Source organism: Mesorhizobium ciceri biovar biserrulae (assembly GCF_001618845.1).
Taxonomy (GTDB): domain Bacteria; phylum Pseudomonadota; class Alphaproteobacteria; order Rhizobiales; family Rhizobiaceae; genus Mesorhizobium; species Mesorhizobium ciceri.
Genome location: NZ_CP015064.1, coordinates 2632938 through 2658792, shown reverse-complemented (window position 1 = coordinate 2658792; position 25855 = coordinate 2632938). Strand labels below are relative to the sequence as shown.

Below are 25855 nucleotides of genomic sequence, written 5' to 3'. Positions count from 1 at the left end.
ACGTTGCAGGTCGAATGACGGTCGGCCCACCACTACCCCAGCGGCAAGCACTTGCGTCCTGCCATCGTATGGTTCCTGTGTCGACGGATCTCAGCGCGGAAAAAGAACCTCGCCCATTCCGAGCACTGCGTTATCCCCGCCATATTTGCGCGGTGCGCTCCCCAGAAGCGGCCGTTTCAAAATGCCCTCGGCGATCAGATAACGATCGATGATGGCGGCGAAGACGCTTTCGGGTGCGCCGCATTCGACGAAGCTCGGCGACATGCGTGCCGGCGCGCGATCGAGAAGGATCGAACCGCGACGCATCAGATAGCCGGGCATCTCACCGGTGCCACCGGCCACCACCAGGGTGCCGGCGATCATACGGCTGCCTGCATGGTCACCGGAGCCTTTCAGCACCGCGATCAGGCCGCGCCGCATGCGGTCCGCGGCGAAGGCGCCCGCTTTGCCCCTGACGATCAAAACACCGCCGTTCATGCCGGCCAGTTCCCCGACGAGCGGCGCACCGAGGTGGTCGCCGGCATTGCCCGTTATCTCAAGCCTGCCGCCGCGCATGCCGGAGCCGGCGTGTGGACCCGCATTGCCTTCGATCGTGAGCTTGCCACCGCGCATAGCGCGCCCGGCCTGGGCGCCGGCATTGCCAACGAGGCGAACCGACCCACCCCGCATGCCTTGCGCCACAAGGTCGAGGCGCGTGCTTCCGCCCTCGAACACGATGTTTGTCGGATCGCTGCCGGCGACGCGAAAAATGTCGCCCACCTTCGAGCCGTGCTTCGTCATGCCGATCTGGATTCTTTCAACGTCGCGCCTGTCGATCCCGGCCAGCCGCTCCGGCGTCAGCGGCGACAGGTCAAGGCGCTCCGGCGGCTCGGCAACCAGGGTGAAGGTCAGCGCCTTCATGGCAGCATATCCTTCAGCGAGTAGATGAATTTTCCGAGCTTGCCGCCGTAATTGCCGGCGCTGATCCGAACCGCGCCTCTTTTCGGGCCGAGCTCTATGACAGCCTTAATGCCGGCCTTCATCGCGGCGGCAACTGCATCATTGGTCTCACCATCGATGACGATTTCCAGGACGGCGTTGATGTCGGGACCGAGTTCACTCGCGACGACGCCGCGCAGTGTCGGCGCGTAGGCTTCGTTGGCCGAGGCGATCATGCCTTTGTATTTGCCACCAATCTTGGAACCCGAACGGGCAATGCCGCCCGGAAACGGCACGATGGCGCCAGGCACCATGCCGATCGCACCGACGGCGGCCTCGGCAGCGGCCAAAGCGTTGGCGCTGCTTTGCGCCATGACAAAGAAATTGCCGCCACCGACAGCTTCCTTCGTCAGTCCGGTCGTTGCTTCGCACAGGAACTCGCCATCCATGACGGGAATACGCCAGAAATGCCTGTCGCCGATCTTCTTGGAGATTTGCCAGCCGTCGCCGAAATAACGCAGTGCCGAACCGAGCTTGAGCTCGGCGCTGCCCTGCAGCCCGGCAAAGCAGGCGGAACCCGGCGAGGTCAAAACGCACTGGCCGACACGATTGAGCAGTTGTTTCTGCAATTCGTCCGTTCCCATCGCGAAAATCATGACGCGGCAGCCCGGCCGGCCATCCGGTGTGGCCGATGGCGGCAGGTCGAGATCGATTGCCGCTTCGCAGCCGCAACCGATCACGGAGGTGGCGAAGCCGGTCATTGTGATCGCCGCCTGGCGAGCCCATTTCCGGCTCGGCGCGGTGATGACGATGGCGGTTGCGCGCATGCCGAAGGCTTCCGCGAAGGTATCGTCGATCGTTACGCCATTGATGCTCATGTTCGGCATGGCACCTCGCCGAATGGCTGTTCGCGCGCAATTGCGGAATCCGGGAAATTGAACCAGTCCAGCGACAGGCCGTAGCGCTGCTGGTGATAGTCCTCGAGCCGTCGCACCATTGCCTTGTCGACAGGCGGCTTGAGCCTCAATGCCTTGCCCCAGCGGTAATGGATGATTTCCCCGTCTTGCACGACGAGATCGCCATCCTTGAAAACATACGCCGCCTCTCCGAGCATTTTGGCGATACTGCGGTCCCTGCGATAGACAGCGACGTCGGCTGTTGCGCCGGCGCCGAGATGGCCTCGATCCGTCAAGCCGAGCAGCTTGGCCGGCGCCGCGCGCGTCATGATGGCGATTTCCTCGAACGTGTATTCGCGGTCGATTGCGGCCAGGGTAGAGAGCGCCAGGGCGGATAGGGAAAGTCCGGCGGCCATTTCGGTGCGCGCTTCCCGGCTCATCAGCAGTTCGAACAGCGCCGGATAGGCGGTAAAAGGTGCACCGTTGGGATGATCGGTGGTGAAGAACACACGCCAGGGATCGTCGATCAGGAGAAAAAGCTCGAGCCCGATCGCCCACTGCATCGTGCCGTAGAAGTCCTTGCCATAGCTGTAGGGCACGATGCCGCCGCCATTGCCGTCACCGTCATGAATGACGGTCTTTTTCGGGTGTGCGCTGCCACGCGCCGAAAACTGCCGCATGACGTCGGAGGAGACCGTGACCGTCTGGCCGAACATCACCTGGCCGATATCGATGGTGACTTCCGGCGTCGCGTTGACCAGTTCGGCAAGCCGTGCGGCGGCAGAGGAAAACCCGCGTTTTCCTTCCGTGCCATAGCCATAGAACTGGAGGTGGGCGAGATGAAGCGGCAGTCCATCCGCCGCTGCAATCGTCGCAGCCGCCGTATCCGCCGATCCGGGGCTGCCCAGATTGTTGCAATGGACATGCAAGGGATGCGGCAAGCCAAGACTGTCGACGGCGGCCTGCAGCGTCTTGACGATCTTGCGCGAACTGACGCCATAGGAAGGCACGACATCATCCAGCGAGAAGGTGCGGACGTTCTCCTTGAAGGCGGCCGCCGCACCGGCGTTGATCACCTTGACCCCAAGCGCTCGCGTCGAAGCGACCGTCCAGGCGACATAGTCCTCGATCATCGTCCGGGGGGCGTCGTCGCGGATCATCGACAACAGGAAATCGTCGTTGCCGAGAATGGCAAGGGTCGCTTTGTCGATAATCGGGATGTCAGCCAGTTCGAGATGCGTGTGCAGCGCCGCTCCCGGCGACATCGCCGGCTCGACGACCGTTGTAAAGCCCATTTTTGCGTAGAGGCAGCCGGTCTGGAACGTCGACCAGCCGGCATTGGAGAGCGGCGTCATTGCTGGCCGCAGCTGATGGGCGGCATGCTGTTCGGGCAAGAGCAGCCGCGCGGTGTTCACATTGCCGCCACCGATGTGGGAGTGGATGTCGATGGCGCCAGCCATCACGATGCAGCCGCTGGCTTCGATGGTCCGGTCGGCCGCCCCTCCCGCCGGCGCCGGAACGATCTTGTCGTCCTTGATCCAGAGGTCGCCTTTGCCGAGACGGCCGTTGACGGGATCGATGATGTCGCCGCCGGCGATTTTCGTCAGCATGGCAGTGGCTCGGCGAAGGCGTGGGTAGCGATCAGGCGGATGATCGTCGCGGCGGAGGGCAATTGCGAGGCCGCTTGCGCATCGATCGACCTGAGCGAGCCCGTGCGGCTGGAGTAGACAACCGCATCGTGATCGACCCCAGCCTCGCCGATGGCCATGGTGACTGCGGCGCCGGCAACCGGCTTTTCCGTTTTCGTCAGCACAATCAGCGCCATGCGTGCCCTTTTTTTCTGTAGTTGGGCCGTTGCGGCGGAGATCCGCAGGTGCAGGTCAGCTTCGCCGGCAGCGATCATGCGCTCCACATCGCAGCGCCAGGGATCGAATTCAGGGAGGCCGCGCGCAAAGCCGGTGCGCAGCGGAAAACCTGTCATCCAGGCCGAGGCGAGCGCGCTTCCCCACCCGTTTTCGCTCGCCGGCAGATAAAGGCCGGATGCGCGCGATTTGCGATTGAGATCGGCGATCAGTCCTTGCAGCATCTCCAATGCCAAGCCTTCGGCGGCGTGGCCTGAAAACAGGAACACGGGAAAATGCGCGGCCGCCAGAGCTTTGGCAAAATCATTGAAATTCGACACCGGTTGCGATGTACGCCGCCCTTTGTACTGTGCCCTCAGTGCCGCCAGCGTGGCGGTGAGGCTAGCTTGGCCACAGGAAAGTTGCGTTGCCTTGCGTCCGCCGTTCAGCGGCGGCACAGACATCCCGTTTGGGCCTACCACGAAGAACGCGCGCTGGTTGCCGGTCGAGAGGTCGGGAACCGTCCCGGCAAGTTCGCCAACAAGACCATGATGGATCCGCGGGAGCTCGCCCACGATCACCACGACATCGGCACGCCGGCGCGTCTCTCCGGGGGCGACGGTCATTGCCCCCTTGTCGGTAAAAAGCGCGGTCTCTCGGGCAAGTGCCGCACCATCGGCATGGTCGTATGCCGCGCCAGCCCGCTCAGCCAGCGCGATCGCCGCCCTCGTGCCATCTATATCCGTATCAAAGCTGAAAACCGGGCACCGACTTGACGACAATAGCGACGCGGCATGCGCAGCCGCGTGCTCAATCAGCGCTTCCCGGTTGCCGATCCAAGCAACCGCCATTCGCTAAACTACTTTCTGGTGCCGGCTCGATCCTAGACGAAACTGGATTGGCCGTGAACCCCACCCTGCAGCGGATCAGCGAATGTTTTCATACGCGTCAACAAATTCCGACCCTGCTTAGTCATATTTGACGTAAGCGAAGCGTTGATCGGTCAGTGGAGTGCCCTCCAGTGCCCCGCCTTCCTTGGCCGGCTGCCACTGGACAACATCCTCGATCTTTTTCGCCAACTCGAAATCCTTGTCGGTAATGCCTTTCGCCGCGTGATTCGTCAGGCGCACCTCGACCCAGGCATAGGAGGCGGTGATATCAGGATGGTGCCACGCCGCCTCGGCGAGATGACCAACCGTGTTGATGACCATGAGCGTCGATTTCCAGCTGTGGGTCTTGTATTTGCGCCGGATCCAGCCGTTTTCATAACGCCATTTCGGCAGCTCCTTCTCAAGCCGGTCGGCGATCTCGGCTTCCGAATAGACCTTTTCCTTGACTGTCTCGTTCATCTCGACCTCCGCGAATTGCTCGGTCTGTCACACGCCGGAGCCGGCAAACACGTATGCGTTCTCTTTGGCTTGCCCCATCGACGAAAACAGTTATCATGGTACCGGGCACCTAAACTTCCATGATGCATCCATGATGCACCCATCGGGGGGCAGATGTCGAATTCTGTTACCATACGAGTGCCCGCTCGCCTGCACCTTGGCTTCCTTGATCTCAATGGCGATGCTGGACGGCGGTTCGGCAGCGTCGGGCTTCCATTGAGCGAACCCGAAACCGTCGTCACCCTGTCGCGGTCCAGCGAGACCATCGTCGAAGGCTCCGAGAGCACCCGCGCCAGCGAGCATCTGTCGACGCTCTGCAAGCATCTCGGCATTCGCGGCCAGCACCATCTGGTGGTCGAGCAGTCGATCCCCAGTCATGCGGGTCTGGGCTCCGGCACGCAGATCGCCCTTGCCGTCGCCTCGGCGTTGCGCACGCTCCACAATCTGCCTCTGGACATCGCCGGCGACGCTAACCTGCTCGAGCGGGGCGGCCGATCCGGCATCGGCATCGCAAGTTTCGAAGACGGCGGCGTCATAGTCGACGCCGGCAAGAACGACCGCGGCGGAACGCCTCCGGTCGTCGCGCGGCTGCCGTTTCCGGAAGAGTGGCGCGTCCTCCTCATCCTCGACCATTCCGGGCATGGACTGCATGGAGCAGCCGAGGTTACGGCGTTTCGCTCGCTGCCGCCATTCCCAACGGCAGGCAGTGGGGAGATCTGCCGGAGGGTGCTGATGGGCATAATGCCGGCTTTGGTCGAGCGGGACCTTCCGGCATTCGGCGCCGCCGTCACCGCGATACAGATGCTGATCGGCAGCCATTTCGCCCCGGCCCAGGGCGGCGTGTTCACCTCGAAGCGGGTCGAGATGGTGGCCCACTGTCTCAATGAAGCAGGCGCCGTCGGCATCGGCCAGAGTTCCTGGGGGCCGACAGGCTTTGCCTTCGCGCCATCGCAGGACGCCGCACTCAAGTTCGTCGACGCGGTTCGGAAGACGACAGTTGAGGGCGGCCTTGAGGTCAAGATCGTCAAGGGCAGGAACTCCGGCGCGAAGATCAGTTCAACCAGGCTGGATCTCGTCGGCAGCTGACGCTTCAGTTTCAGGCAGAAAGGCAAGAAATGGCCCGCAAACACATCCTGCACATGCTGACACCGTTGAAGCAGATGAGCCCCTTCGACGTGAACATGGCGCTCGACGCAGGTTTCGACGCCGTCGTCCCCTATGTCGATGTGGGCCTGGCCGAAGTGACAGGACTGGTCCAGGACGCGATCTTTTCGCGCCCGCCGGATGCGGGTGTCGACACCGGCATCTTCATCGCCGGGAAGGATGCCTCGTTGGCGCTCGACATGTTCGACGCCGCGAAGAAGGCGATGGTGCCGCCTTTCCAGGTTTCGGTATTTGCCGATCCAGCCGGCTCGTTCACCACGGCCGCGGCGATGGTGGCCAAGGTCGAGAAGGCGCTGGAGAAGAAATTCCAGCGTGCGCTCAGGGATACGAGGGTGGCTGTTTTCGGCGCCACCGGCGTCGTCGGCTTCTGCACCGCCGTCATCGCGGCAGGGGAAGGTGCCCGGGTCACACTTGTCGGCCATGACGGCATCGAACGGGTCAAGCAGATCGCGGCCGAGATCGAAAGCAGGTTCCACCTCACCGTCGATGCGGCTGACGGATCGAGCGACGCCCGCAAGACAAAGCTGGTCGAAGCCAACGAAATTATCCTGGCTTGCGCCAAAGCTGGCGTCCAGGTGGTCTCCAAAGCCCAATTGAAAGGCAATGACCTGCTTATTGCGGCCGACGTCAATGCCGTTCCCCCGGCCGGCATCGAAGGATTGGCCGTCAATGCCAATGGTGATCCACTCGATGCGGCAAAAGCTGTCGGCATTGGTCCGCTTGCCATCGGCAATGTCAAATATAAGGTCGAATTCGGTCTCTTCAAAAGAATGATCGAATCCGAAAAGACGATCACGCTCGGTTTTCAGGAAGCGTTTTCCCTTGCACGCGAGATTGCCAAGTAACGCCGGATCTCTCTTGATCGCGGCAATTTCAGGCCGGGCGCTGGCCGCCGCCGCGCGTCGCGCCGGCTATCGTCCGCTGGTCGCCGATTTCTTTTGCGATACGGACACCGTCGCGCTCGCAGAACGCGCGACAATGCTGCCAGGCGACCTGCAAGGAGGCATCGACGGCGAGCGCATCATCGACACGCTTCGGCGATTGGCTGGCGACGACCTGCCGGCCGCCATTGTCCTGGGCTCAGGGTTTGAGCGGATGCCTGAGACCGTGGACAAAATCGCGCGACACTTTCGGCTCGCCGGCAATGGCGGCGCCGCGATCCGCAGGATCAAGGATCCGCAGTTGCTGGCCGATGATTGTGCCGAACTCGGCATCCCGCATCCGCAACTGCGATGGGACCAGCCGCCTGACCCGGAGAACTGGGTGGTCAAGACCGCGGGCGGCGCCGGCGGCGGACACGTCAGACGAGCAGCCGGAGAAAGCCCGACCGCCGGCCGCTACTTCCAGCGCTTCGTTGCCGGTCGCAGCATCTCGGCCCTGTTCGTCGGCAATGGTCAAACCGCGCACCTCGTGGGTTTCAGCCAACAATGGACGTCTCCCGCCCCCACAGCGCCCTATCGCTACGGCGGCGCCGTACGGTTGAGACGATTCGATCGCAGACAGGCGGCGGTCATCGGCGGCTGGCTCTCAAGTCTGACGCGGCGCGCCGGCCTGCTTGGATTGTGCAGCGCCGATCTGATCCGCGGACCGGATGGCTACACGTTCATCGAGATCAATCCGAGGCCGGGCGCCACCCTCGACATTTTCGACGATGTTGACGCGCCATTGATCGAAGCGCATCTGCGCGCCGCGACGGGTCAGGTCTTCCGCTTGCCGCGCTTCGTCGATTCGATGGCGTCGATGGTGACCTACGCCGCGACGCCAATCACTCACTTTCCGTCGATTGCCTGGCCTGAATGGACAGCGGACCAACAGTCGGCTGGCACCCGTCTGATTGCCGGCGACCCTGTCTGCACGGTCTTCGCGCGCGGTCCGAGCGCCCAATCGACCAAGCGGCTCATCAAGGGACAAGCCAGCCAATTGCAACTCCAATGGGAAGGAGACCGGACATGAAAGACGGTTCGGCATTCCTGAACGACAATGCACAGCGCATCGTTGACGGCATGATCGGCGACGCCGAACGCCTGCGTATCGTCGTTTCCAAGGGACCATTGGGCGAGCGCCTGATCGATGCCGGCGCCAAGACCGTCGGCAGCGTCGAGGCCGGGATGCGCATGGCTGAGGCTGCGATGGGCGGTCTCGGCAGCGTTTCGGTATTCATGGATCGCGCGTCACAGCAATGGCCGTTCACCGTCGAAGCGCGATCTTCGCAGCCGGTGCTGGCCTGCCTGGGCAGCCAGTATGCGGGCTGGAACCTGTCTGGCCAGGACTATTTCGCGATGGGATCTGGGCCGGCGCGGGCCCTCGCCCGGGTCGAACCGCTGTTCGAGACACTTTCCTATCGCGACATCGCATCTTCCGCGGTGCTTATCCTTGAGACGGCCGAACCGCCTCCCCGCGCGATCGTTGAGAAAGTGGGCAAGGCAACTGGACTGGCGACGGAAAAGCTCACCTTCCTCTACGCGCCGACACAAAGCCTTGCCGGCGGCGTGCAGATCGTGGCGCGCGCGCTCGAGGTTGCCCTGCACAAGATCAACGATCTCAAATTCCCGCTGGAGAACGTTGTCGACGGCATCGGAACGGCGCCGATCCCCGCCCCCCATCCGGATTTCCTGACCGCTATGGGCCGAACCAACGATGCCATCATCTATGGCGGCAGCGTCCAGCTCTTCGTCAAAGGATCGGCGAAGGAGGCTGGCAAACTCGCGGAAAAACTCCCCAGCAGCGCCTCACGGGACTACGGCCAACCCTTCGCCGAGATCTTCACGCGGTTCAAGGGCGATTTCTATGCCATCGACCCGCTGCTGTTCAGCCCGGCTGAAGTGATCGTGACAGCGATCGAAACCGGCGATACGTTTCGCGCCGGTCGGCGTGATCTGAAGATGCTCGAACGGAGTCTCGGCTAGGGCATGGCGGTGCAAAGGGATTCGTCTGTCATTCGCCCGCCCGGCGACTGCCGTTCGTGCAGCCCTGCCGCGGACGCGGCCATGAGGGCGTGGAATCGCTCGCGCCGCCGACATTCCCGCACCCGAGAGGCCACATGCTCCCTCGCATCCTGATCGTCAGCGACAAAGTGGACACCGGCTCCAACGGCCTGGCGGCAGGACTTGGTCGGGGGGGCGCCGCCGTTACAGCCGTGCCGCTGGCGGCGATCGCATTCGATACCAGCAGCCCGAGCGGACTTGCGATCCCCGGCTTCGGCGGCACGCTGCCCGACGCCGTGCTTGTCCGTTCGATCGCCGCCGGATCGTTCGAAGCGGTAACCCGGCGCCTCGGCGTGCTGCACGCGTTAAGCAGACTATCGGTTCCCGTATGGAATTCCGCGCAGGCGATCGAGCGCTGCGTCGACAAGTCGATGACGACATTCCTCCTGAAAAATGCCGGCCTGCCTACGCCACGCACCTTTGCCGTAGAAGGACTTGCCGTCGCCGAGGAGGTCGCGGCGCAAGAGCTTCCGCGGGGCCCGCTGGTGCTGAAACCATTGTTCGGGGCGCAAGGCCGCGGCATAAAGCTGATCCGCACGCTCTCGGACCTGCCGGCCGCAGAAGAGGTGAACAGCGTCTACTACCTTCAGCAATATGTGTCGCGTGCCGGTCCGCCTTTCCGGGATTTCCGCGTGTTTGTCTGCGCCGGAGAGACCGTGGCGATGATGAGCCGCATCAGCGACGACTGGATCACGAACGTCAACCGGGGTGGCGTGCCGGAACAGGTTTCCGAACATGGCAAGGCGGAACTGGCATCGCTGGCCGTCGCTGCGTCAGCCGCGGTCGGCGCGGATTTTGCCGGCGTGGACATCGTGCGGGCTGACGACGGCAATCTGTTCATACTCGAAGTGAACAGCATGCCCGCATGGTCGGGATTGCAGTCGGTGGTCGCCGTGAACATCGCCGAAGCAATCGCCGATGCCTTGCTGAAACTTCTGGCCGATCGCGCCGAGGCGGCCGCCGCACCGCGGCCCTACCGTTTTGCCGCGCCTGCGAATTCGTGAGGGCGGGCAAGTTGGCGCTTTCGCGTGAACGCCTCCGGGCCAGCTATAAGAATGCCTGCAGGATGGAGATCGAAGCCCTAAAGCCGGGCAACGTCCATCTGTTCGCCGACGGACACGGCATGTCCGCCGCCCAGTTCATGACAAGTGCGGAGGTTTCCTCCGGGCCGCTGACCGATCCTCGTCTGCCGGTCGGGCAGCGGATGCTGGAGGCGGTGCGCGCGACACGACTGGCGGTCGCAACCAATACCAATCTCGGAATCATCCTTCTGGCAGGGCCTCTGATATGCGCCGCCGAAATGGGCGGTGACAGACTGCGCGACAATCTCGATTCGCTGCTTCGGGCTTTGAGCGTGCAGGATACCAAGGCGGTATTCGAGGCGATCGTCACGGCCGCGCCAGGCGGCCTCGGAGAAGCCGCCAACGATGTGCGGCAGGAGCCGAAGGTCCATTTGCTGGACGCGATGAGGGAGGCTGCCGACCGCGACATGATCGCTCGCCAGTACAGCAACTGTTTCGGCGACGTGTTCGGGGTCGGGCACGCCGCGCTGGATGGAGCGTTGGCACGTGAAGAAGACGGCATGTGGCCGACGGTGTTCGTCTACATGGCGTTTCTCGCCGGCTTCCCCGACAGCCATGTGATGCGCAAGCACGGCGTTCACGTCGCAAATCAGGCGCGGCAGGAAGCCGTTGCCGTTCAGGCGGCGCTCCATGCCGAGGGCGACGAACCGTCGCGCATTCGTCTGCTCATGGAGTTCGACCGCCGGCTGAAGGCCGACAACATCAACCCCGGCACCTCGGCCGACCTCACCGTGGCTACTCTTTTAGTCCACACCCTCGCCCTCACCTTGCATAATCGCGGCGTTGGTGCTTGACTTCCAAAAGCGGAAGCTGTGCTTCCGCGGCTATCTAGCCAACCGGTCCGGGCAAATCCGGACGCTGCCAACAAGGATAGCTGTCCATCGAGCGCCTGCTCGGTTGCAGCGTCCGTGGACATCATAATTGTGTCTTGGAGGAAATTGGCATGGCAAAAATCTCAAAGGTTATGGTCGGTGAATCGCTGGTGGGAGACGGCAACGAAGTCGCGCATGTCGACCTGCTCATCGGCCCGCGGGGGAGCGCGGTCGAAACGGCATTTTGCAACGCGCTTACCAACAACAAGGACGGGTTTACTTCGCTTTTGGCGGTGATCGCGCCCAATCTTCAATGCAAACCCAACACCGTGATGTTCAACAAGGTCACGATCAAGGGTGCCAAACAGGCGGTCCAGATGTTCGGCCCGGCGCAGCACGCCGTGGCAAAGGCCGTGCAGGACAGCGTTGCGGACGGGACCATTCCGGCCAACGAAGCAGACGACGTGTTCATCTGCGTCGGGGTATTCATCCATTGGGACGCGGCGGACGACGCCAAGATCCAGAAATACAATTACGAGGCGACAAAGGAAGCTATCCAGCGCGCCGTTGCAGGAACCCCGACCGCCGCCGAAGCAACGGCCCAGCGCGACAAGGTCAAGCATCCGTTCGCAGCCTAGACAAGAGACAGCCCCGCACAGGAAAAACCCTCTTCTGAGACGGATGGTCTGTTGCGCCGGCTGAAAAAGGTTCTGGGCTTTTGAAACGTCAGCTCCCGAAGGGCGCACGCCCTTCGGGAGCTGACGAGCAACGATGATCAGGCGCCGAGTGACGCGAGGCGGCCGGGCGTGAGCGTAGCGTTGTGCAATGAGGTTGCGACCAGTGCCGCGGCGACGCCCATGGCGGACAAGGCCCTGATGTCGTTCTCGTCGCGGACACCGCCGGCCGCAATGACAGCGCGATTTCCGGCCTTGGCCTTGACCTCCTGCAACCGCCCGAAGTCGGGACCGGCGGCCGCACCGACCTTGGCCAGCGTCATGACAATCACCTTTTGCGGCCAAAGCTCGGGCTCATCGAGAAGAGAACGCGGCCCGCAAAAACTATCGCCGACGAAATCAAGGGACAGGATGAGATCGGGATGATCGCGAAAACGCCGCAGCAACATGTCGTCTCGCTGCGATTCAGAGCCCAGAACAGGAGACAGCGAGCGTTCGGCAAGCGCCGCCAAAAGTGTCTTTTCGTCGGCCACGCCGGCATCGACCCAAAGTTTCGGCGGCTCCGCCATCGTCCTCAGCCGGGCGAGTGCGTCGCTGTTTGGCGCTCCGCCTTCGATAGCGTCCAGATCTGCGATGTAGAAGGTGGAAAAAGGATAAAGCCCACGCAGTCCTTCAGCGACCGCGACCACATCAGGGCTTCGGCTGAGCGGCGTAACGATCGGCCTGTAGCGATCGCGTTTTCCCTGCTGGGCGCGAACCACCACGCCGTCTTTCAGGTCGAGAACCGGAATGATACGCAACGCTTTTTCACCGACCAATTGCCCCCGTCATGAAAGCTTGAAGCGTGGAAAAAAGAAAGGGCATCATTGCCGGTTTCGACATTGGCGGCGCGCATCTGAAGGTGACCCGCGCACAAGACGGTCGCATCGTCGAGGCGGTAACGATCGCAACGCCGCTCTGGCAAGGGCTGGACAAGCTGGCTTCAGCCCTCGACGAAACGGCTCCGATCTACGCGGGTGCGGATCTCAACGCATTCACCATGACGGGCGAACTGTCGGACATCTTTCCGTCCCGCGATGCCGGCGTGGCGGCTCTGCTGGGTCAGATTTCCACCCATTTCCCCGCAGACAAAAAGCTGGTCTATGCCGGACCGTCCGGTTTCGTCGGAGTCGAGCGGGCAGCGCAGCTGACCGCCGATGTGGCTTCCGCCAATTGGCACGCGACAGCCTTGTTGGTGGCAAAACTCGCCGGCGATGCCCTGTTCGTCGACATGGGCTCCACCACCACCGATATTATTGCCATCAAGAACGGCGCCGTGGCCAATGACGGCTACACCGATGCCGGACGGCTTCTAACCGGCGAATTGGTCTATACCGGCTTTACCAGGACATTCCTGTTCGGCGTAGCCTCGTCGGCTCCCGTCCATGGCAGGCTAACGCCGCTGATGAACGAATATTTCGCCTCGATCGCCGACGCTCACCGCATCCTGGGCGTGCTCGACGAGGACGACGACAGGCACCCTCCCGCCGACGGCAAGGAAAAGACTGTGGACGGCTCGATCGCGCGGCTGGCGCGCATGGTGGGGCGCGACGCCACCGACCTCACCCCGCCGGAATGGGGTGAAGTCGCGCGCTGGTTCAGCGAGCAGCAACTGCGCAAAGTGCACGATGCAGCGGCGCTGGTTGCCGGAACCCTGTCTCGGGATGTCCCGATCGTCGGCGCCGGAAGCGGTCGCTGGCAGATCAGGCGGCTGGCCGAACGCATGGAACGCAGTTACGTCGATTTCGCCGACATCATCCCCGCCGATGACACTGTTCGCGGGCAAGCGAGCAGCGCGGCACCCGCGTCTGCGGTAGCGCTTTTGGCGGGATATCCTTCGTAAGCAGGTTGCGGCGCTCGCGCCTATGCTCGCGGGTCCTCGCTACCCGAACCTTTGGCGGTCAAGTGATCGCTGACACGCTGCATCAGCCAGCCCCAGGCTTCCTTTTCGCCCTCGCCTGCGGTCTTTTCGATGGCAATTGAAAGGTAGGCAATTTCCGCCTCGATCTTGTTGCGCGGCAGCATGCCGAGCCGGCTGACCAGGATGGCCAGCTCAAGCACCGCCGCCTTGGCTCGGTTGAGGCCGGTGAACGGCGCGAGCGTTTCCTCCCGCACCACGCGGCAGAAATGGCGGGGGCGCACACCATTGTCATCGACCGCCTGGACTTCGAGGCCCGAATACGCCAGCGCCGCCTCGAGCCTCGGCACCGGGAACCCGTCAACCGGAACGGTTGGCCAATGCTTGCGGCCTGTCAGGCAGCCGGCAAAGACACGCACGTCGTCAGTATAATTGGCGATGGCGAACGGCACTTCGGCGAGATTGTCGAGCGTGACCGACGGCCGGAACGGCGCGATAACCCAACCGTCATTCTCGGCAATGATGCCGATCGGCGCGATGTGGACGTTGCCTGCCTTGTTGACCGTCGTGATGATCGATTCGCGAATATAGGGCATGGTCCTAGTGCTCTTTCCTTGCGCGGAGCGTCTTGCCCGGCTCGGCAAGACGGGTACGGTCGGTTTCGGGTGCCGGCGCGGCAACGCCCCATGCGAGCGGCTCGTCCTGCACATAACGCTTGCCGAGGCGCCACGCGATCTCCGCCTTCATCAGTTCCGCGCCGAGGTAAAAAGCGTGTGCGCCATCGGCGTTGACGTCCAGCCCGGCAAAAAGTTCGAACGCATCCGTGGCAACCGCATGCCCTTTGCTATTGAAAACATGGATGCCGTCCTCGGCTACCGCGATCCGGAAGTTGGCGTCGCGCACCTGGGCCGCCAATGCCTCGATATCGTCGGTTGAGGCTGTGAAAGGCTTGCGATCGTGGATCTGCAACAGGCCTGGGTGATAGCCGCGCGGCAACGCGCCGTCCGTGCAAGCAGCCAACATGACGCGGCGGGCGATATCGTGCTCCTCGATCGTCCGCACCGTGTGTGGGCTGACATGCACCGCCAGCACGTTCCGGATCCGGAGTTCCGAGCAGAGCCCCGCTAGAACGGCTGTAACGCCGGAACTGTCGGCGTCGGTCAATTCGGTGAGATTGCCGGTGCCCATCAGCAATTCGACGTCCGGCCAACGGCGCCGCGCCTCGATGAAGCGCCCGAGTGAAACGGCGAAGCCGAAATGGATCGGGTCGAGCACGGGATCGGCAATGAAGGCGACGCCGGCCTTTTGTGCTGCGGTAATCGCCCGGCCGAGCGAATCCAGATCGCCGGGGATGGAGGGTATCAACACTGCCGTAGCCCGATGGTCGAAGATCAACGGCAGCGTGTTCTCATCGAGGCTGAGAAGATAGTCCGCGCCGGCGTGCGCACCGATCGACAGTTCGTCTGCGCTGGCCGAATCGACGCTGACCACAAACCCCTGTGCCTTGAGTGCCCGCACTGCCTCAGCCAGCAACGGAAACGGCGTCTCCGGCAGGCAGCCCAGATCGATGACATCCGCGCCGGCCGCAGCCAGCATCGAGGCCCTCGCCATCAGGGCCTCGACCGACAGCATCGGCGCATCGACGATCTCGGCGAAGATGCGCATATCGTGACGCGTCAGATCCGGCGGTTTGCCCGCCCGGCCAAGGAAGGCCGGAAGGTCGGCGATCTCGTCGGGGCCGCGCACAAAGGGCACGCCGAAATGCTCCGACAGGTGTTCGATGTTTCCCCGATAGCGTCCGGGCAGGATGACGCGGTCGACGTCTCCTGTCAGAGTGAGCCGACGCTTCACGATGTCCTCGCTCATCAGCGCGGCGACCTTGACGCCGACGTCGACGATTTCCCACGCGAATTCGGTTCTGCCCAGCCCGGTCAGCAGCCGTTCCAGCCGCGCCTTGGCCAGATGGCCGGTAAGAAAAACCAGCCGCTCAGCCATCGCTTGCGAGTTCGGCCTGGCGCCGTGTGAGCGAGGCTTCCAGATCAGCGAGCGACTCGACCACCAGGGTCCGCTCGAAACTCTTCAACTGTTTGGTATTTTCCAGGTCGATCCTGCGCGGATAGACCTTGACCAGTCCGTGCGGTGCCTGGGTTTCGAGTTCCGGCGCAGTGTCGCAAGCAAAGACGATGGCTGGCACACGGCACTTTCCCGCTTGGGCAAAGACATTGGTGGCGAGCGTGTCGGAAATGCCATGCACGCATTTGGCGACCGTGTTGGACGTGGCCGGCGCCACCACGACCGTGTGATAGACACCGTGGTAGAATTCGCCGACCGGGATCGCGCTTGCGGTCTTGTCGTGCAGCACGCGCGTCGTCTCCGGGAAATCAAGTTTAAGCTTGTACATGCGCAGCACTTCGTTGGCGGCCTTAGACACGAAGACATCGCAATGTTCGAGCTGGCGAACAAGTGCGAAGCTCTCCGTAAAAAAATGCCCGGAACCCGTCAAAACCCACGCCCAGCGCGGCACATGCAGCTTCACCATCGGCTATCCCGCCTTCTTTGCCGACGACCCTGTTGAAGCCACTATCCGGATGCCGGGCAGCTTGCCCGACGCGAGCATCGCGCCGGCCCCGGCAGCATCCTTCGGACCGGCGAGATGGAAATCGATGCCGTCGGGCAGCATGGCGGCAAAGCCTGGGTCGACAATGCCTCGGGCCCTCAGGCTGTCAGCGGTATCGCTGTCGAAGAATGCACCGGTCTGCTTGACAAGCAACAGCGCGTTTGCGCCAAGCTTGCCGGCAAGCCAGGCAGCCAGAGAATCGGAGGTAATGTCCCAGGAGGCCGGAACATCCAGCGCCGCCAGTGCCAGTGACGACGGCAGCCACACCGGAACCTTCCCCGCCTCCAACACTCGCCCGATCTCGTCCAGCGACCGTGCCGGCGCCAGCCTTTCGTCCCGGTCGAGGATGACATGGCCGAACTGCTCCATGGCCAGGATCGCCATGGCATGAGCGGCGGTGTCGGAAAAATCCATGCTGGTCTGCGTCTCGCGCACATGATCGGCAAAGAGCCCGCCGCCGGGCACGATGACGATCGGCAGCCTGGAACCCGCCAGCGCTGCGATCCAGCTCTTCATCTCCGCCGCATGGGCCGTGCTGCCGCCAAGCTTGACGATGGCCCGTCGAAGCATTTCGGGGCGCTCCTGGCGCGGCCGGAAAACAACGCTTCGGTCTTTTCGGCCAGCAATGCCGGAGGCAGCACCGCGTCCCGCCGATTGGCGCTTGCGTTCGATCTCAACGCCGACGCCGCCAGGGCCGAGCTCGAGCTTTTCCACCCTAACCGTGACGCGCACGACACGCTGGTTCTCCAGCACGTGCGCTGCCACCTGCTCGGCCAAAGCCTCGCTGAGCTGGATATGGCCCCGCGCGATGATGGTGCGAATGCCGTCCATGATGATGTCGTAGGAGAACACATGGCGCATGTCCTCGGGATGGTCGGTGATTTGCAGCACGTCGGCGATCACATCAAAGCGCACTTTTTGAGTATGGCCATGCTCGAAGCTGTAGGCACCGATCTGGACCGGCAGAACAAAATCCCGCACAAAAATCCTGTCCGTGCCCAGTGTCGGGTCGGTGTCCGGCGAATAGCCTCTCGCTGCCAACAGGCGATAGTCGATACTCGATTGATCGCCGGTCCCGGATTCCGCTGGAATCAACTCGCGAATCTGCGAGACCGCCTCGGCGCTGATCGAACTCGTGCGACCGGAATGGCCACACAGCGCCCCCCGAAAGCCGAGAAAATCGGGAGCGAAAGGCAATAGGCGCGGAATATCCGGAGCTTCCAGCGATCCACTCAGGCCGACCATCAGACCGAGCGATTTCGTTCGATCGACGAATCCCGGAATACGCTCCGGCGGCAGATGATCGAGCAGCCGGCCCTTCCCCTTTTGCGCGGTATCAACCATCACGCCGTGGAAGCGATGCCTGGCGAACATCGGCAGAAGCTCGAAGTCCGGCGCCAGATCGGCAAACAGTACGGCAATCAGCTTCGTTCGTGCGGCGAGCGGTTCAAGCGCCTGTGCGCAGGCAGAGATACTTGCCGAAGGAAAAAATCCGATCTTCACATAGTCGACGCCGGTCGCCGCGATCTCTTCGGCCTTGATGCGGATCGTTTCGGGTTCCATCGGCAGGTCGCCGCAGACAGCGCTGACCGGAGCCCGACCCGCGATGAAAGAGATCGTTCGGAGCATGGTTTCCATGGACACCGCGCCCAGGGCTCCCGCCTTCGGGTCCTTCAGGTCGACGATATCGACGCCTCCAGAAAGAGCGATCTCCGCCTCTTCGATGCCGGTGACGCTTGCCAGCATTCTGGTCATTTGAACAGTTTCTCCAGTTTGGAGGACAAGACGCTTTTATAGAGGCGGTCGATCCCCCTGCGCCACGTCTCGCCGGTGTTGCCATGCGAATCGACGCTGGCGACCTTCCGCACCGTTCTGGCAGGCGCGAAAAGTCGTCCTACAGGGTTTGATAAATTTTGCGGGTCGGCTAAGTTGATCATGGGCACCTTGACTTGGCGCGGGTCCGGCAACCGTCGAACCTCTGCGCAAGAATGGGTAATTACTATCGATGACGAGCGCGGTGCCAGGCACTCTCGCTGCCTTTTTGTGCTTTTTTTCCCTGACCGTCAACGTTTCCGACGCGACAGGCCAGGAAACGGTGGCGAAGCCGGAAAAAAAGATAACTGAAATCAAGATAGGCTATTTGCGGGCCTACGCACCGCAATTGACGCTTTCCATGCTCGACCTGCCGCCACGTGACGAAGGTGTCGCCGGTGCCGAGGTGGCGATCGGCGACAACAACACGACGGGAAAGTTCACCAACCAGAAATTCAGCCTCGACGTGACCGAGGTCAAGCCCGACGGCGACGCGGTTCAGGCATTCGAAGGCATGATCGCCAAGGGCGACCGCTATGTGGTCGCCGATCTTTCAGCCAAACAATTGCTGTCGATCGCCGACATCGCCCGCGACAAAGGCGTGCTGATCTTCAACGTCGGCGCCACCGACGACAGCCTTCGCGAGGAGGACTGCCGCATCAACGTTTTCCATATCGCGCCGACGCGCAGCATGCTGGCCGACGCGCTGGCGCAGTATCTCATGGTGAAGAAGTGGCCGAATTGGGTGCTGCTCTATGGATCGCATGAGCAGGATCATCTCTACGCCGATGCGCTGCGCCGCGCGGCAACCCGCTTCGGCGGCCAGATCGTCGCCGAGAAGGAATTCAAGGATACCGGCACAGCCAGGCGCACCGACACCGGCGCCACGCAGATACAGCAGCAGATTTCAGTGTTTACGCAAGACCTGCCGGAGCATGACGTGGTGCTTGTCGCCGACGAAAGCGAGGTTTTCGGCACCTACGTGCCCTACCGCACCTGGACGCCGCGGCTGGTCGCCGGCACGGCCGGTCTGGTTGCATCGTCATGGCATCCCGCCAGCGAACAATGGGGCGGCATCCAGATGCAGAGCCGCTTCCTGAAGACGACGAGCCGGCGGATGCTCTCCAAAGACATGTCGGCCTGGACCGCGGTGCGTGCGGTCGGCGAGGCCACCACGCGCACCAAGGGCGACGATGCGAAAAGGATCAGCGACTATATACGCTCTGACGATTTTTCGGTTGCTGCTTTCAAGGGGCAGAAGCTGACCTTCCGCAAATGGAACCTCCAGCTTCGCCAGCCGATCTTGCTTGGCGATACCAAGTCGGTCGTCTCGACATCGCCACAGGAGGGCTATCTTCACCAGGTCTCCGAACTCGACACTCTCGGTGTCGATCAGCCGGAAACGAAATGCGCTCTCAAGTAGAGTCAATCGGGAGGAATTTGCGTGCAGAAACGAGCTTGCGCATTCGCTATTCTCGCGGCCGGCTTCACGGCCAGCCCGGCATCGGCCTATACGGCTTACGTGTCCAACGAGAAGGACAACACGATGACCGTCGTCGACACGGCGACGATGCAGGTGGTGAAGACCGTCGAAGTCGGCCAGAGACCTCGCGGCATCACCATCTCGCATGACGGCAAATTCGTCTATCTATGCGCCAGCGATGACGACACGATCCAAATCATCGACACCGCGACACTTGAAATCGTCGGTACGCTGCCATCCGGCCCCGATCCCGAATTGTTCGTCCTCTCGCCCGACGGCAAGACGCTTTATGCCGCCAATGAGGACGACAATCTCGTCACCGCCATCGACGTCGAAAGCAAGCAGGTCCTGGCCGAGATACCAGTCGGCGTGGAGCCGGAAGGCATGGGTGTCAGCCCCGACGGCAAGACCATGGTCAACACCTCGGAAACCACCAGCATGGCGCATTTCATCGACACCGGCACGCATGAGGTGACCGACAATGTGCTGGTCGACACGCGCCCGCGCTTCGCCGAATTCAAGCCCGACGGCTCGCAGGTCTGGGTCAGCGCCGAGGTCGGCGGCACCGTCAGCGTCATCGACAACGCCAAACGCGAAGTGGTGAAGAAGATCCAGTTCGCGATTCAGGGACTGCGGGCCGAAACCATCCAGCCGGTAGGCATCGCCATCAGCGCCGATGGCAAGAAAGCCTATGTCGCGCTCGGCCCGGCGAACCATGTCGCGGTGATCAATACCGACACTTATGAGGTGGAAAAATACATCCTCGTCGGCCAGCGCGTCTGGCATCTGGCCTTCACGCCCGACCAGAAAACGCTGATCACCACGAATGGCAATTCCAACGATATCACCTTCATCGACACGGCCACCGACGAGCCGGTCCAATCGCTCACTGTGGGCCAGCAGCCCTGGGGTGTGGTCATTTCGCCCAAATAGCAGACATTGATCATCGGGAGGCTCAAGACATGAAACTTTGCCGTAGGTTTTTCTTCGCCGCGCTCGCCGGATTTGTCCTTGCTCCGATCGTAGCAAACGCCGACGATGCGACGTCAAAACCGTCGCGTGCCAGCAAGAACCTGCCGGAATTGATTATCGGTTCGGCCGATTCCACCTATGCGGTCAATCAGAAGGACTTCGAGCTGATCGCCGGCCAGGGCTATCGCTGGAAGATCACGTCCAAGGGCGGTTTCGAGTACAAGTTCGTGACCGATCTCTTCCGCAATGTCTGGATGGACCAGATCGTCATCAACGATTTGGAAGTGCATATGGACGGCGGACCGGCCTGGCTGGAATTCGACGACGCGGGAACGATCCAGGTGCAGTTCCATACCGTTCGCCCGGGCGAATATACCTGGTCGGTTCCCGACCTTGCCGACAAGGGACTGAAGGGCAAGATTACGATCAAGTAAGACAAAAGGCGATCAGGGGCGCCAATAGGCCAACGCGTCCTGAAGGAGCGATCCGGCATGCAGCATATGAGGACAAGCGGACCGGGAGACGAGGTGGCGGCGCTCGATGTCCGAGCCGTCAGCCATTCCTATGGCCAGAAGCGGGCGCTCAACGACGTCTCCTTCTCGATCGCGCCGGCGACTTTCACCGTTCTGCTCGGCCTCAACGGGGCCGGCAAGACGACGCTGTTCTCACTGATAAGCCACCTCTACGACACGCGTCACGGATCGATCCGCATCTTCAGCCATGACATTCGCCGCGCGTCCGGCGAAGCACTCAGGCGGGTCGGCATCGTGTTCCAGGCACGCACGCTCGATCTCGACCTCAGCGTCTACCAGAATCTCTCCTACCATGCCTCGCTGCATGGCATTGGCGGACGCGAAGCTCGCCAGCGCATTGCCGCGCTGCTGGAAACGGTCGACATGCAGGGCCGCCAGCATGACAAGGCACGCAGCCTCTCCGGCGGTCAGATGCGGCGCATCGAAATCGCCAGGGCGCTGCTGCACCGACCTTCCCTGCTCCTGCTTGACGAGGCGACCGTCGGCCTGGATATCGAATCTCGTGCGGGCATCCTCGCCACCATCCGCAAGCTCGTCCAAGCAGAGGGCATCGGCGTGCTCTGGGCCACGCATCTGATCGACGAAGTCGAAGACGCCGACCATGTCGTCATACTGCGGCGGGGTGACCTGGTCGCCAGCGGCAAGGTGTCGGATGTGATCCGTGCGAACGGCGGAAGTTCGATTCGCGAAACCTTTTCGAAGCTCAGCCGCGTCGATGCGGCGGGCATGACGGAGACGTCGCCATGAGCGCTCCTGCGATGCCCGGAAAGGTCGCCGGCATCATGCCGTTGCGGTCTGAGCCATTCGGCCTGCGCCACTATCTCATTTGCCTGAAAGGCGTCGTCCTGCGCGAGTGCCTGCGCTTCTTGCACCAGCGCGAACGCTTCATTTCCTCGCTGGTCCGGCCGCTCGTCTGGCTGTTCATCTTCGCGGCCGGCTTTCGCCAGGTGCTTGGCGTGTCGATCATCCCGCCCTACAAGACCTATGTGCTCTACGAGGTCTATATCACGCCGGGCCTTTGCGGCATGATCCTGCTGTTTTCCGGCATGCAGTCTTCGCTGTCGATGGTCTACGACCGCGAGATGGGCAACATGCGCATCCTGCTGGTCAGCCCGTTTCCACGCTGGTTCCTGCTGGTGTCGAAGATGCTGGCCGGTGTGGCCGTATCGATCGTGCAGGTCTACGCGTTCCTGATCGTTGCCTGGTTGTGGGGCGTCAAAGCGCCGCCACTCGGCTACCTCTATGTTCTGCCGGCACTGTTCCTGTCGGGCATGATGCTTTGCGCGCTCGGCATGCTCTTGTCTTCGCTGATCAAGCAGCTTGAAAACTTCGCCGGCATCATGAACTTCGTCATCTTTCCCGGCTATTTCGCGTCTCCGGCGCTGTATCCCTTGTGGCGCATCCAGGAGGCGAGCCCCCTGCTCTACAAGATCTGCCTCTGCAACCCGTTCACCTATGCCGTCGAACTGATCCGTTTTGCCTTCTACGGGCAGATCGAATGGCTGTCGCTGGGCGTCGTCGCCGGCTGCACGCTGCTGTTCCTGGGCGGCGCCATCATCGCATACGACCCTTCGCGCGGTTTGGTGATCCGCAAACAGGACATGGGAGGAAACGCCTGATGGCGCGAATGAGACTTGTTCACACTCTGGTTCTGGTCACCACGCTTGCGTCGATGGGGGGCGCCGGCGCGGCAAACACCGATCCCGACTGGCCCTGCATGCAGCGTAAGGTGCCACAGCTCTCGCTTGGCCAGATCTGGAATGGGCCGGAGCTTCCGGCGACGGCGAAGGATTGGGCGAAGGATCCCGGCGTCTCCGCGCTGGTTGAGGCGGTGGCGGCCCGGCGGATGCCGGTTGCCGAAGCCCAGAAAGAGATCAAGGATTTCGCGGCTTCTCTGCCGCCCGAGCAGGTCGCAACCAAAATGACGATGCTGGTGCAGGGAATGTTCGATCACATGGACGCCGAGCGTTCGCACGTGATCTCCGGCATCTCCCGCTATGCCCACAAACAGCTGGAAATGGCGGCACAGTTGCGCAAGGAAGCATCCGAAGTGGACGCGCTGCGCGCCAAGGCCGATGCGGATCCGGACGAAGTAGAACGGCGAACCGACCAACTGAATTTCGCGACGCGAATTTTCAACGAACGCGTCCAGTCGCTGACTTATGTCTGCGATGTGCCGACGATAATCGAGCAGCGGCTTTACCAGTTGTCGAAGACTGTCTCGGAAACGCTCGCGGTGAAGAAATAGACCTTGGCCGCCTGTCTCACGACTCTCTGCCAGGCAGCACACGCCAGCGCTGCACGAAATAACCGGGATGCGTCTCGATCCACCTTGCCACCAGCGGCTGCGCCTGCATGAAGGCAGTCCCGGGATTCATCGCCAGACCGTCTACCATTTCCTCGCGTTGTTCGCAGGTCCGCGGTCCATCCGTCAGGCAGACCATCATAACGAGTGTGTAAAGCATTACCCCTTTTCCCCATCGAATTCCCGAACCCATCCCTGGGAGAGTTCCGAACAGTCTGCAGGGGTTACACATACAGATCGCTTACGGTGTGAAAGGACGTGGCCCCCGCTCTTTCGCACTGCAACATAACATATCGCTTATATAATACCAACGAGCGCGGGCGTTCTCCACCGGACTTTCATCCGTTGCGCTCGTGCAGTGTCATCCAGCCTTGTCTGGATACAGCTTTCCGAAAAGGGGCAGGTACATTGCGCCCTTGCGCATCAGGAAATCGTTGAATGTGGCCATCGCCGGCGAGATTGCGTGATCGGTTCGCATCACCGAGAACCATTGTCGGCGGATCGGCATGCCGACAACGTCGAGGATGACAAGCCGGCCTGCCTCGGTTTCCGCAGCGATGGTGTGAGCAGAGATGAAGGCGATGCCCAGACCAGCCATCACCGCCTGCTTGATCGTTTCGTTCGAGGCCATCTCGACACCGAGGTCGTCGATGCGCCCAGGCACGTCGCTCAGGAATATTTCCAACGAGATACGGGTTCCGGAGCCGGGCTCGCGAATAAGGAAATGCTCCTCGGCAATCCGCTCCTTGGAGATATCGCGCGCCGCCACCAAGGGATGGTCGGGCGGCGCGATGATGACCAGCGGATGATCACCGAAGACCGAAGCACGCACCGGAACCTCTTTCGCCGGACGCCCCATCAGCGCGATATCGATGTCGTGGTTCCTGAGGTTGTCGATCGTCTGGGCACGATTGCCGATGGCAAGCCGCATGTCGATGTCGGGATGGTCCTTCATGAACGCAGCCATCAGCCGCGGCGCGAAATATTTGGCTGTGGAAACGACGCCGAGCCTCAAGCTGCCGGTGCGTACGCCCTTGATGGCATCCATCTTGTCTTCGAGCAAACCGAGATGCTCCTCGATAGCCTGCGCTGTCTCGACGAAAGCCAGACCTGCGGCAGTGGGACGCATGCCGTCCGACGTTCGGTCGAACAGAGCCAGCTGGAATTCCTCCTCCACTTGTCGCAGTTGGATTGTCAGCGCTGGAGGAGACAGGCCTAACATCTTGGCTGCGCTGACAATTTTGCCGCACTTGATGATTGCTTGGACGGTCTTGAAATGCTTGAGCGTGAGGTTTCTCATGTCGCATACTAAGTTATTTTTACTGGCCAGGTAAAGTTATTGAATTTTACTTATCGTGCGACGTTTGTTTCCATTCCTCCAGTCCAGCCGCTCCGAGGAGATGCGGCCGGAGGGGAGGTTACGATGCCAGCGGCAACGCTCGACGCTTTTCTGAACTCCTATCTCGGCCAGCCAGACGAATTCCGCTCGGCCGTTGTGACGACCGTTCGTCAGTTGACACAGGCCGCCATCAAGGTCCGCAACACCATCAACCAAGGGGTGCTCGGCGCCGCCTTTGCCGAGACCCGTGGCGCCAATGCCGACGGCGACGTCCAGAAGGATCTCGACGTCTTCTCCGACGACATCTTCCTCGACGCCATGCGCCGTGCGCCGGTGGCGCTTTACGCCTCCGAGGAGCTGGAGCAGCCAGTCCTGCTCGACAGGCAAGCGCCACTCGCCATTGCGATCGACCCGCTCGACGGCTCTTCCAACATCGACACCAACGTGTCGATCGGAACGATCTTCTCGCTCCTGACCGCAACTGGCGCGCCGGACGCTGATCCGGCCGCCTCTTTCTTGCAGGCGGGCGTGAACCAGCTAGGCGCCGGTTTCTTCATTTATGGGCCGCAGCTGGCACTCGTCCTGTCGCTCGGCAGCGGCACGCATGTCTTCGTCTTCTCGACAAGGCTCGGCACCTTCGTCCAGGCCTATGAAAGCCGGATCATTCCGCAACGCACTCAGGAGTTCGCCATCAACGCCGCCAACTACCGGCACTGGGACGAGGCTGTGCGGCTCTATGTCGACGACTGCCTGGAGGGCACCGAAGGACCGCGCGAGAAGGATTTCAACATGCGCTGGATCGCCTCTCTGGTCGCCGACTGTTACCGCATATTGATGCGCGGCGGCGTTTTTCTCTACCCCGGCGATCGGCGCAAGGGCTATGGTCAGGGACGGCTGCGCCTCGTCTACGAGGCCAACCCGATCGCCTATCTCATAGAGCAGGCTGGCGGTGCCGCCACCGACGCGATCACCCGCATCCTGGAAATCGAGCCCGAGAGCCTGCATCAGCGCGTGCCGATGATCTTCGGGTCGGCGCGGGAAGTCGCGCGCATCACGCGCTACCACACAGAGCCGAGCAACATCGGTGAGCGTGCGCCGCTGTTCAGCCGCCGCGGCCTGTTCAGAGCCTGAGCAGCAC

The 25855-nt window shown here is 62.1% G+C and carries 27 protein-coding genes; 15 read left to right on the top strand and 12 right to left on the bottom strand.

The annotated features are described in order from the left end of the window. Positions 1 to 90 precede the first annotated feature (90 nt). The 5 genes from A4R29_RS12200 to A4R29_RS12180 form a co-directional block, all read right to left on the bottom strand. The gene (locus A4R29_RS12200) at positions 91 to 900 is read right to left on the bottom strand and encodes a formylmethanofuran dehydrogenase subunit C (RefSeq protein ID WP_027162602.1); all 810 of its coding nucleotides are present in this window, start codon (positions 898 to 900) and stop codon (positions 91 to 93) included. Continuing rightward, entirely contained in the window at positions 897 to 1805 is a 909-nt protein-coding gene (gene fhcD / locus A4R29_RS12195; protein ID WP_063172014.1) for a formylmethanofuran--tetrahydromethanopterin N-formyltransferase, read from the bottom strand. The genes A4R29_RS12200 and fhcD overlap by 4 nt, the downstream gene beginning before the upstream one ends. Then, on the bottom strand, positions 1793 to 3424 hold the full coding sequence (locus A4R29_RS12190; RefSeq protein ID WP_063172013.1) for a formylmethanofuran dehydrogenase subunit A: 1632 nt from the start codon (positions 3422 to 3424) through the stop codon (positions 1793 to 1795). The genes fhcD and A4R29_RS12190 overlap by 13 nt, the downstream gene beginning before the upstream one ends. Next, entirely contained in the window at positions 3418 to 4506 is a 1089-nt protein-coding gene (locus tag A4R29_RS12185) for a molybdopterin-binding domain-containing protein (RefSeq protein ID WP_063172012.1), read from the bottom strand. Before A4R29_RS12185 ends, A4R29_RS12190 begins: the two co-directional genes overlap by 7 nt. Positions 4507 to 4623: 117 nt before the next feature. Next, positions 4624 to 5004 (bottom strand): 4a-hydroxytetrahydrobiopterin dehydratase, encoded by a 381-nt coding sequence (locus A4R29_RS12180; protein WP_013532029.1) that lies wholly within the window; start codon positions 5002 to 5004, stop codon positions 4624 to 4626. 153 nt (positions 5005 to 5157) lie between these two features. Here A4R29_RS12180 and A4R29_RS12175 point away from each other — a divergent pair, with 153 nt between their 5' ends. The 7 genes from A4R29_RS12175 to fae all read left to right on the top strand — a co-directional run bounded on the left by A4R29_RS12175 (position 5158) and on the right by fae (position 11723). Then, positions 5158 to 6129, top strand: a complete 972-nt coding sequence (locus tag A4R29_RS12175) for a beta-ribofuranosylaminobenzene 5'-phosphate synthase family protein (RefSeq protein ID WP_063172011.1) — start codon at positions 5158 to 5160, stop codon at positions 6127 to 6129. 29 nt (positions 6130 to 6158) lie between these two features. Further along, on the top strand, positions 6159 to 7052 hold the full coding sequence (locus A4R29_RS12170; RefSeq protein WP_013532031.1) for an NAD(P)-dependent methylenetetrahydromethanopterin dehydrogenase: 894 nt from the start codon (positions 6159 to 6161) through the stop codon (positions 7050 to 7052). A 196-nt stretch (positions 7053 to 7248) separates the two neighbouring features. Continuing rightward, entirely contained in the window at positions 7249 to 8160 is a 912-nt protein-coding gene (locus A4R29_RS12165) for an ATP-grasp domain-containing protein (RefSeq protein WP_244506948.1), read from the top strand. Continuing rightward, the gene (mch, locus tag A4R29_RS12160) at positions 8157 to 9113 is read left to right on the top strand and encodes a methenyltetrahydromethanopterin cyclohydrolase (protein ID WP_082827385.1); all 957 of its coding nucleotides are present in this window, start codon (positions 8157 to 8159) and stop codon (positions 9111 to 9113) included. The genes A4R29_RS12165 and mch overlap by 4 nt, the downstream gene beginning before the upstream one ends. A 134-nt stretch (positions 9114 to 9247) precedes the next feature. Beyond that, positions 9248 to 10195, top strand: coding sequence for an ATP-grasp domain-containing protein (locus tag A4R29_RS12155; protein ID WP_013532034.1), 948 nt, complete (start codon positions 9248 to 9250; stop codon positions 10193 to 10195). After that, positions 10192 to 11067 (top strand): triphosphoribosyl-dephospho-CoA synthase, encoded by an 876-nt coding sequence (locus A4R29_RS12150; RefSeq protein WP_338039876.1) that lies wholly within the window; start codon positions 10192 to 10194, stop codon positions 11065 to 11067. The genes A4R29_RS12155 and A4R29_RS12150 overlap by 4 nt, the downstream gene beginning before the upstream one ends. A 149-nt stretch (positions 11068 to 11216) precedes the next feature. After that, a complete protein-coding gene (gene fae / locus A4R29_RS12145; RefSeq protein ID WP_013532036.1) occupies positions 11217 to 11723 on the top strand; it encodes a formaldehyde-activating enzyme in 507 nt (168 codons plus the stop codon). Positions 11724 to 11860: 137 nt separating this feature from the next. Here the strand turns inward: fae and A4R29_RS12140 are convergent, their stop codons facing one another. Continuing rightward, a complete protein-coding gene (locus A4R29_RS12140; RefSeq protein WP_063173658.1) occupies positions 11861 to 12559 on the bottom strand; it encodes a HisA/HisF-related TIM barrel protein in 699 nt (232 codons plus the stop codon). A 44-nt stretch (positions 12560 to 12603) separates the two neighbouring features. Between A4R29_RS12140 and A4R29_RS12135 the strand changes: the two genes are divergently transcribed. Next, positions 12604 to 13641, top strand: a complete 1038-nt coding sequence (locus A4R29_RS12135; RefSeq protein ID WP_024504387.1) for a hydantoinase/oxoprolinase family protein — start codon at positions 12604 to 12606, stop codon at positions 13639 to 13641. Between the two features lie 20 nt (positions 13642 to 13661). On the opposite strand, the gene A4R29_RS12130 is transcribed toward A4R29_RS12135, so the two are convergent. From A4R29_RS12130 to A4R29_RS35035, 4 genes are read right to left on the bottom strand one after another with little or no spacing between them, the layout of a single operon-like run. Further along, complete coding sequence (locus A4R29_RS12130) at positions 13662 to 14252, bottom strand: DUF447 domain-containing protein (RefSeq protein WP_063172008.1); 591 nt, start codon at positions 14250 to 14252, stop codon at positions 13662 to 13664. Positions 14253 to 14256: 4 nt separating this feature from the next. Continuing rightward, entirely contained in the window at positions 14257 to 15651 is a 1395-nt protein-coding gene (locus tag A4R29_RS12125) for a DUF6513 domain-containing protein (protein ID WP_063172007.1), read from the bottom strand. Beyond that, entirely contained in the window at positions 15644 to 16195 is a 552-nt protein-coding gene (locus A4R29_RS12120) for a flavoprotein (protein ID WP_013532041.1), read from the bottom strand. Before A4R29_RS12120 ends, A4R29_RS12125 begins: the two co-directional genes overlap by 8 nt. 3 nt (positions 16196 to 16198) lie before the next feature. After that, a complete protein-coding gene (locus tag A4R29_RS35035) occupies positions 16199 to 18028 on the bottom strand; it encodes a (5-formylfuran-3-yl)methyl phosphate synthase (protein WP_082827383.1) in 1830 nt (609 codons plus the stop codon). 250 nt (positions 18029 to 18278) lie between these two features. On the opposite strand from A4R29_RS35035, the gene A4R29_RS12110 reads away from it, so the two are divergent. The 6 genes from A4R29_RS12110 to A4R29_RS12085 are packed head-to-tail and all read left to right on the top strand — an operon-like array spanning position 18279 to position 23321. Then, on the top strand, positions 18279 to 19508 hold the full coding sequence (locus A4R29_RS12110; RefSeq protein ID WP_063172006.1) for an ABC transporter substrate-binding protein: 1230 nt from the start codon (positions 18279 to 18281) through the stop codon (positions 19506 to 19508). Between the two features lie 21 nt (positions 19509 to 19529). Next, complete coding sequence (locus A4R29_RS12105; RefSeq protein WP_063172005.1) at positions 19530 to 20501, top strand: YVTN family beta-propeller repeat protein; 972 nt, start codon at positions 19530 to 19532, stop codon at positions 20499 to 20501. A gap of 29 nt (positions 20502 to 20530) precedes the next feature. Next, on the top strand, positions 20531 to 20974 hold the full coding sequence (locus tag A4R29_RS12100; RefSeq protein WP_013532046.1) for a hypothetical protein: 444 nt from the start codon (positions 20531 to 20533) through the stop codon (positions 20972 to 20974). A gap of 57 nt (positions 20975 to 21031) precedes the next feature. Further along, positions 21032 to 21820, top strand: a complete 789-nt coding sequence (locus tag A4R29_RS12095; protein ID WP_024504382.1) for an ATP-binding cassette domain-containing protein — start codon at positions 21032 to 21034, stop codon at positions 21818 to 21820. 35 nt (positions 21821 to 21855) lie between these two features. Beyond that, complete coding sequence (locus A4R29_RS12090) at positions 21856 to 22692, top strand: ABC transporter permease (RefSeq protein ID WP_063173657.1); 837 nt, start codon at positions 21856 to 21858, stop codon at positions 22690 to 22692. Between the two features lie 53 nt (positions 22693 to 22745). After that, the gene (locus tag A4R29_RS12085; protein ID WP_167355173.1) at positions 22746 to 23321 is read left to right on the top strand and encodes a hypothetical protein; all 576 of its coding nucleotides are present in this window, start codon (positions 22746 to 22748) and stop codon (positions 23319 to 23321) included. Between the two features lie 16 nt (positions 23322 to 23337). On the opposite strand, the gene A4R29_RS12080 is transcribed toward A4R29_RS12085, so the two are convergent. Both A4R29_RS12080 and A4R29_RS12075 read right to left on the bottom strand, forming a co-directional pair. Then, positions 23338 to 23538: a hypothetical protein gene (locus tag A4R29_RS12080; protein WP_013532050.1), complete on the bottom strand. Its 201-nt coding sequence runs from the start codon at positions 23536 to 23538 to the stop codon at positions 23338 to 23340. 201 nt (positions 23539 to 23739) lie between these two features. Further along, positions 23740 to 24678 carry a LysR family transcriptional regulator gene (locus A4R29_RS12075; RefSeq protein WP_063172003.1) on the bottom strand — a complete coding sequence of 313 codons (939 nt, stop codon included), beginning with the start codon at positions 24676 to 24678 and terminating at the stop codon, positions 23740 to 23742. A gap of 123 nt (positions 24679 to 24801) precedes the next feature. Between A4R29_RS12075 and A4R29_RS12070 the strand changes: the two genes are divergently transcribed. Continuing rightward, positions 24802 to 25848: a class 1 fructose-bisphosphatase gene (locus A4R29_RS12070; protein ID WP_013532052.1), complete on the top strand. Its 1047-nt coding sequence runs from the start codon at positions 24802 to 24804 to the stop codon at positions 25846 to 25848. The last annotated feature ends 7 nt before the right edge of the window (positions 25849 to 25855 follow it).

Coding starts and splice junctions, on each gene's coding strand:
- A4R29_RS12085 (WP_167355173.1), top strand. CDS start 22,746: ATGGGGGGCGCCGGCGCGGCAAACACCGATCCCGACTGGCCCTGCATG.
- A4R29_RS12125 (WP_063172007.1), bottom strand. CDS start 15,651: ATGGCTGAGCGGCTGGTTTTTCTTACCGGCCATCTGGCCAAGGCGCGG.
- A4R29_RS12180 (WP_013532029.1), bottom strand. CDS start 5,004: ATGAACGAGACAGTCAAGGAAAAGGTCTATTCGGAAGCCGAGATCGCC.
- A4R29_RS12175 (WP_063172011.1), top strand. CDS start 5,158: ATGTCGAATTCTGTTACCATACGAGTGCCCGCTCGCCTGCACCTTGGC.
- A4R29_RS12170 (WP_013532031.1), top strand. CDS start 6,159: ATGGCCCGCAAACACATCCTGCACATGCTGACACCGTTGAAGCAGATG.
- fhcD (WP_063172014.1), bottom strand. CDS start 1,805: ATGCCGAACATGAGCATCAATGGCGTAACGATCGACGATACCTTCGCG.
- A4R29_RS12185 (WP_063172012.1), bottom strand. CDS start 4,506: ATGGCGGTTGCTTGGATCGGCAACCGGGAAGCGCTGATTGAGCACGCG.
- A4R29_RS12075 (WP_063172003.1), bottom strand. CDS start 24,678: ATGAGAAACCTCACGCTCAAGCATTTCAAGACCGTCCAAGCAATCATC.
- A4R29_RS12080 (WP_013532050.1), bottom strand. CDS start 23,538: ATGCTTTACACACTCGTTATGATGGTCTGCCTGACGGATGGACCGCGG.
- A4R29_RS12110 (WP_063172006.1), top strand. CDS start 18,279: ATGACGAGCGCGGTGCCAGGCACTCTCGCTGCCTTTTTGTGCTTTTTT.
- A4R29_RS12095 (WP_024504382.1), top strand. CDS start 21,032: ATGCAGCATATGAGGACAAGCGGACCGGGAGACGAGGTGGCGGCGCTC.
- A4R29_RS12155 (WP_013532034.1), top strand. CDS start 9,248: ATGCTCCCTCGCATCCTGATCGTCAGCGACAAAGTGGACACCGGCTCC.
- A4R29_RS12130 (WP_063172008.1), bottom strand. CDS start 14,252: ATGCCCTATATTCGCGAATCGATCATCACGACGGTCAACAAGGCAGGC.
- A4R29_RS12070 (WP_013532052.1), top strand. CDS start 24,802: ATGCCAGCGGCAACGCTCGACGCTTTTCTGAACTCCTATCTCGGCCAG.
- A4R29_RS12200 (WP_027162602.1), bottom strand. CDS start 900: ATGAAGGCGCTGACCTTCACCCTGGTTGCCGAGCCGCCGGAGCGCCTT.
- A4R29_RS12120 (WP_013532041.1), bottom strand. CDS start 16,195: ATGGTGAAGCTGCATGTGCCGCGCTGGGCGTGGGTTTTGACGGGTTCC.
- mch (WP_082827385.1), top strand. CDS start 8,157: ATGAAAGACGGTTCGGCATTCCTGAACGACAATGCACAGCGCATCGTT.
- fae (WP_013532036.1), top strand. CDS start 11,217: ATGGCAAAAATCTCAAAGGTTATGGTCGGTGAATCGCTGGTGGGAGAC.
- A4R29_RS12100 (WP_013532046.1), top strand. CDS start 20,531: ATGAAACTTTGCCGTAGGTTTTTCTTCGCCGCGCTCGCCGGATTTGTC.
- A4R29_RS12090 (WP_063173657.1), top strand. CDS start 21,856: ATGCCGTTGCGGTCTGAGCCATTCGGCCTGCGCCACTATCTCATTTGC.
- A4R29_RS12190 (WP_063172013.1), bottom strand. CDS start 3,424: ATGCTGACGAAAATCGCCGGCGGCGACATCATCGATCCCGTCAACGGC.
- A4R29_RS35035 (WP_082827383.1), bottom strand. CDS start 18,028: ATGACCAGAATGCTGGCAAGCGTCACCGGCATCGAAGAGGCGGAGATC.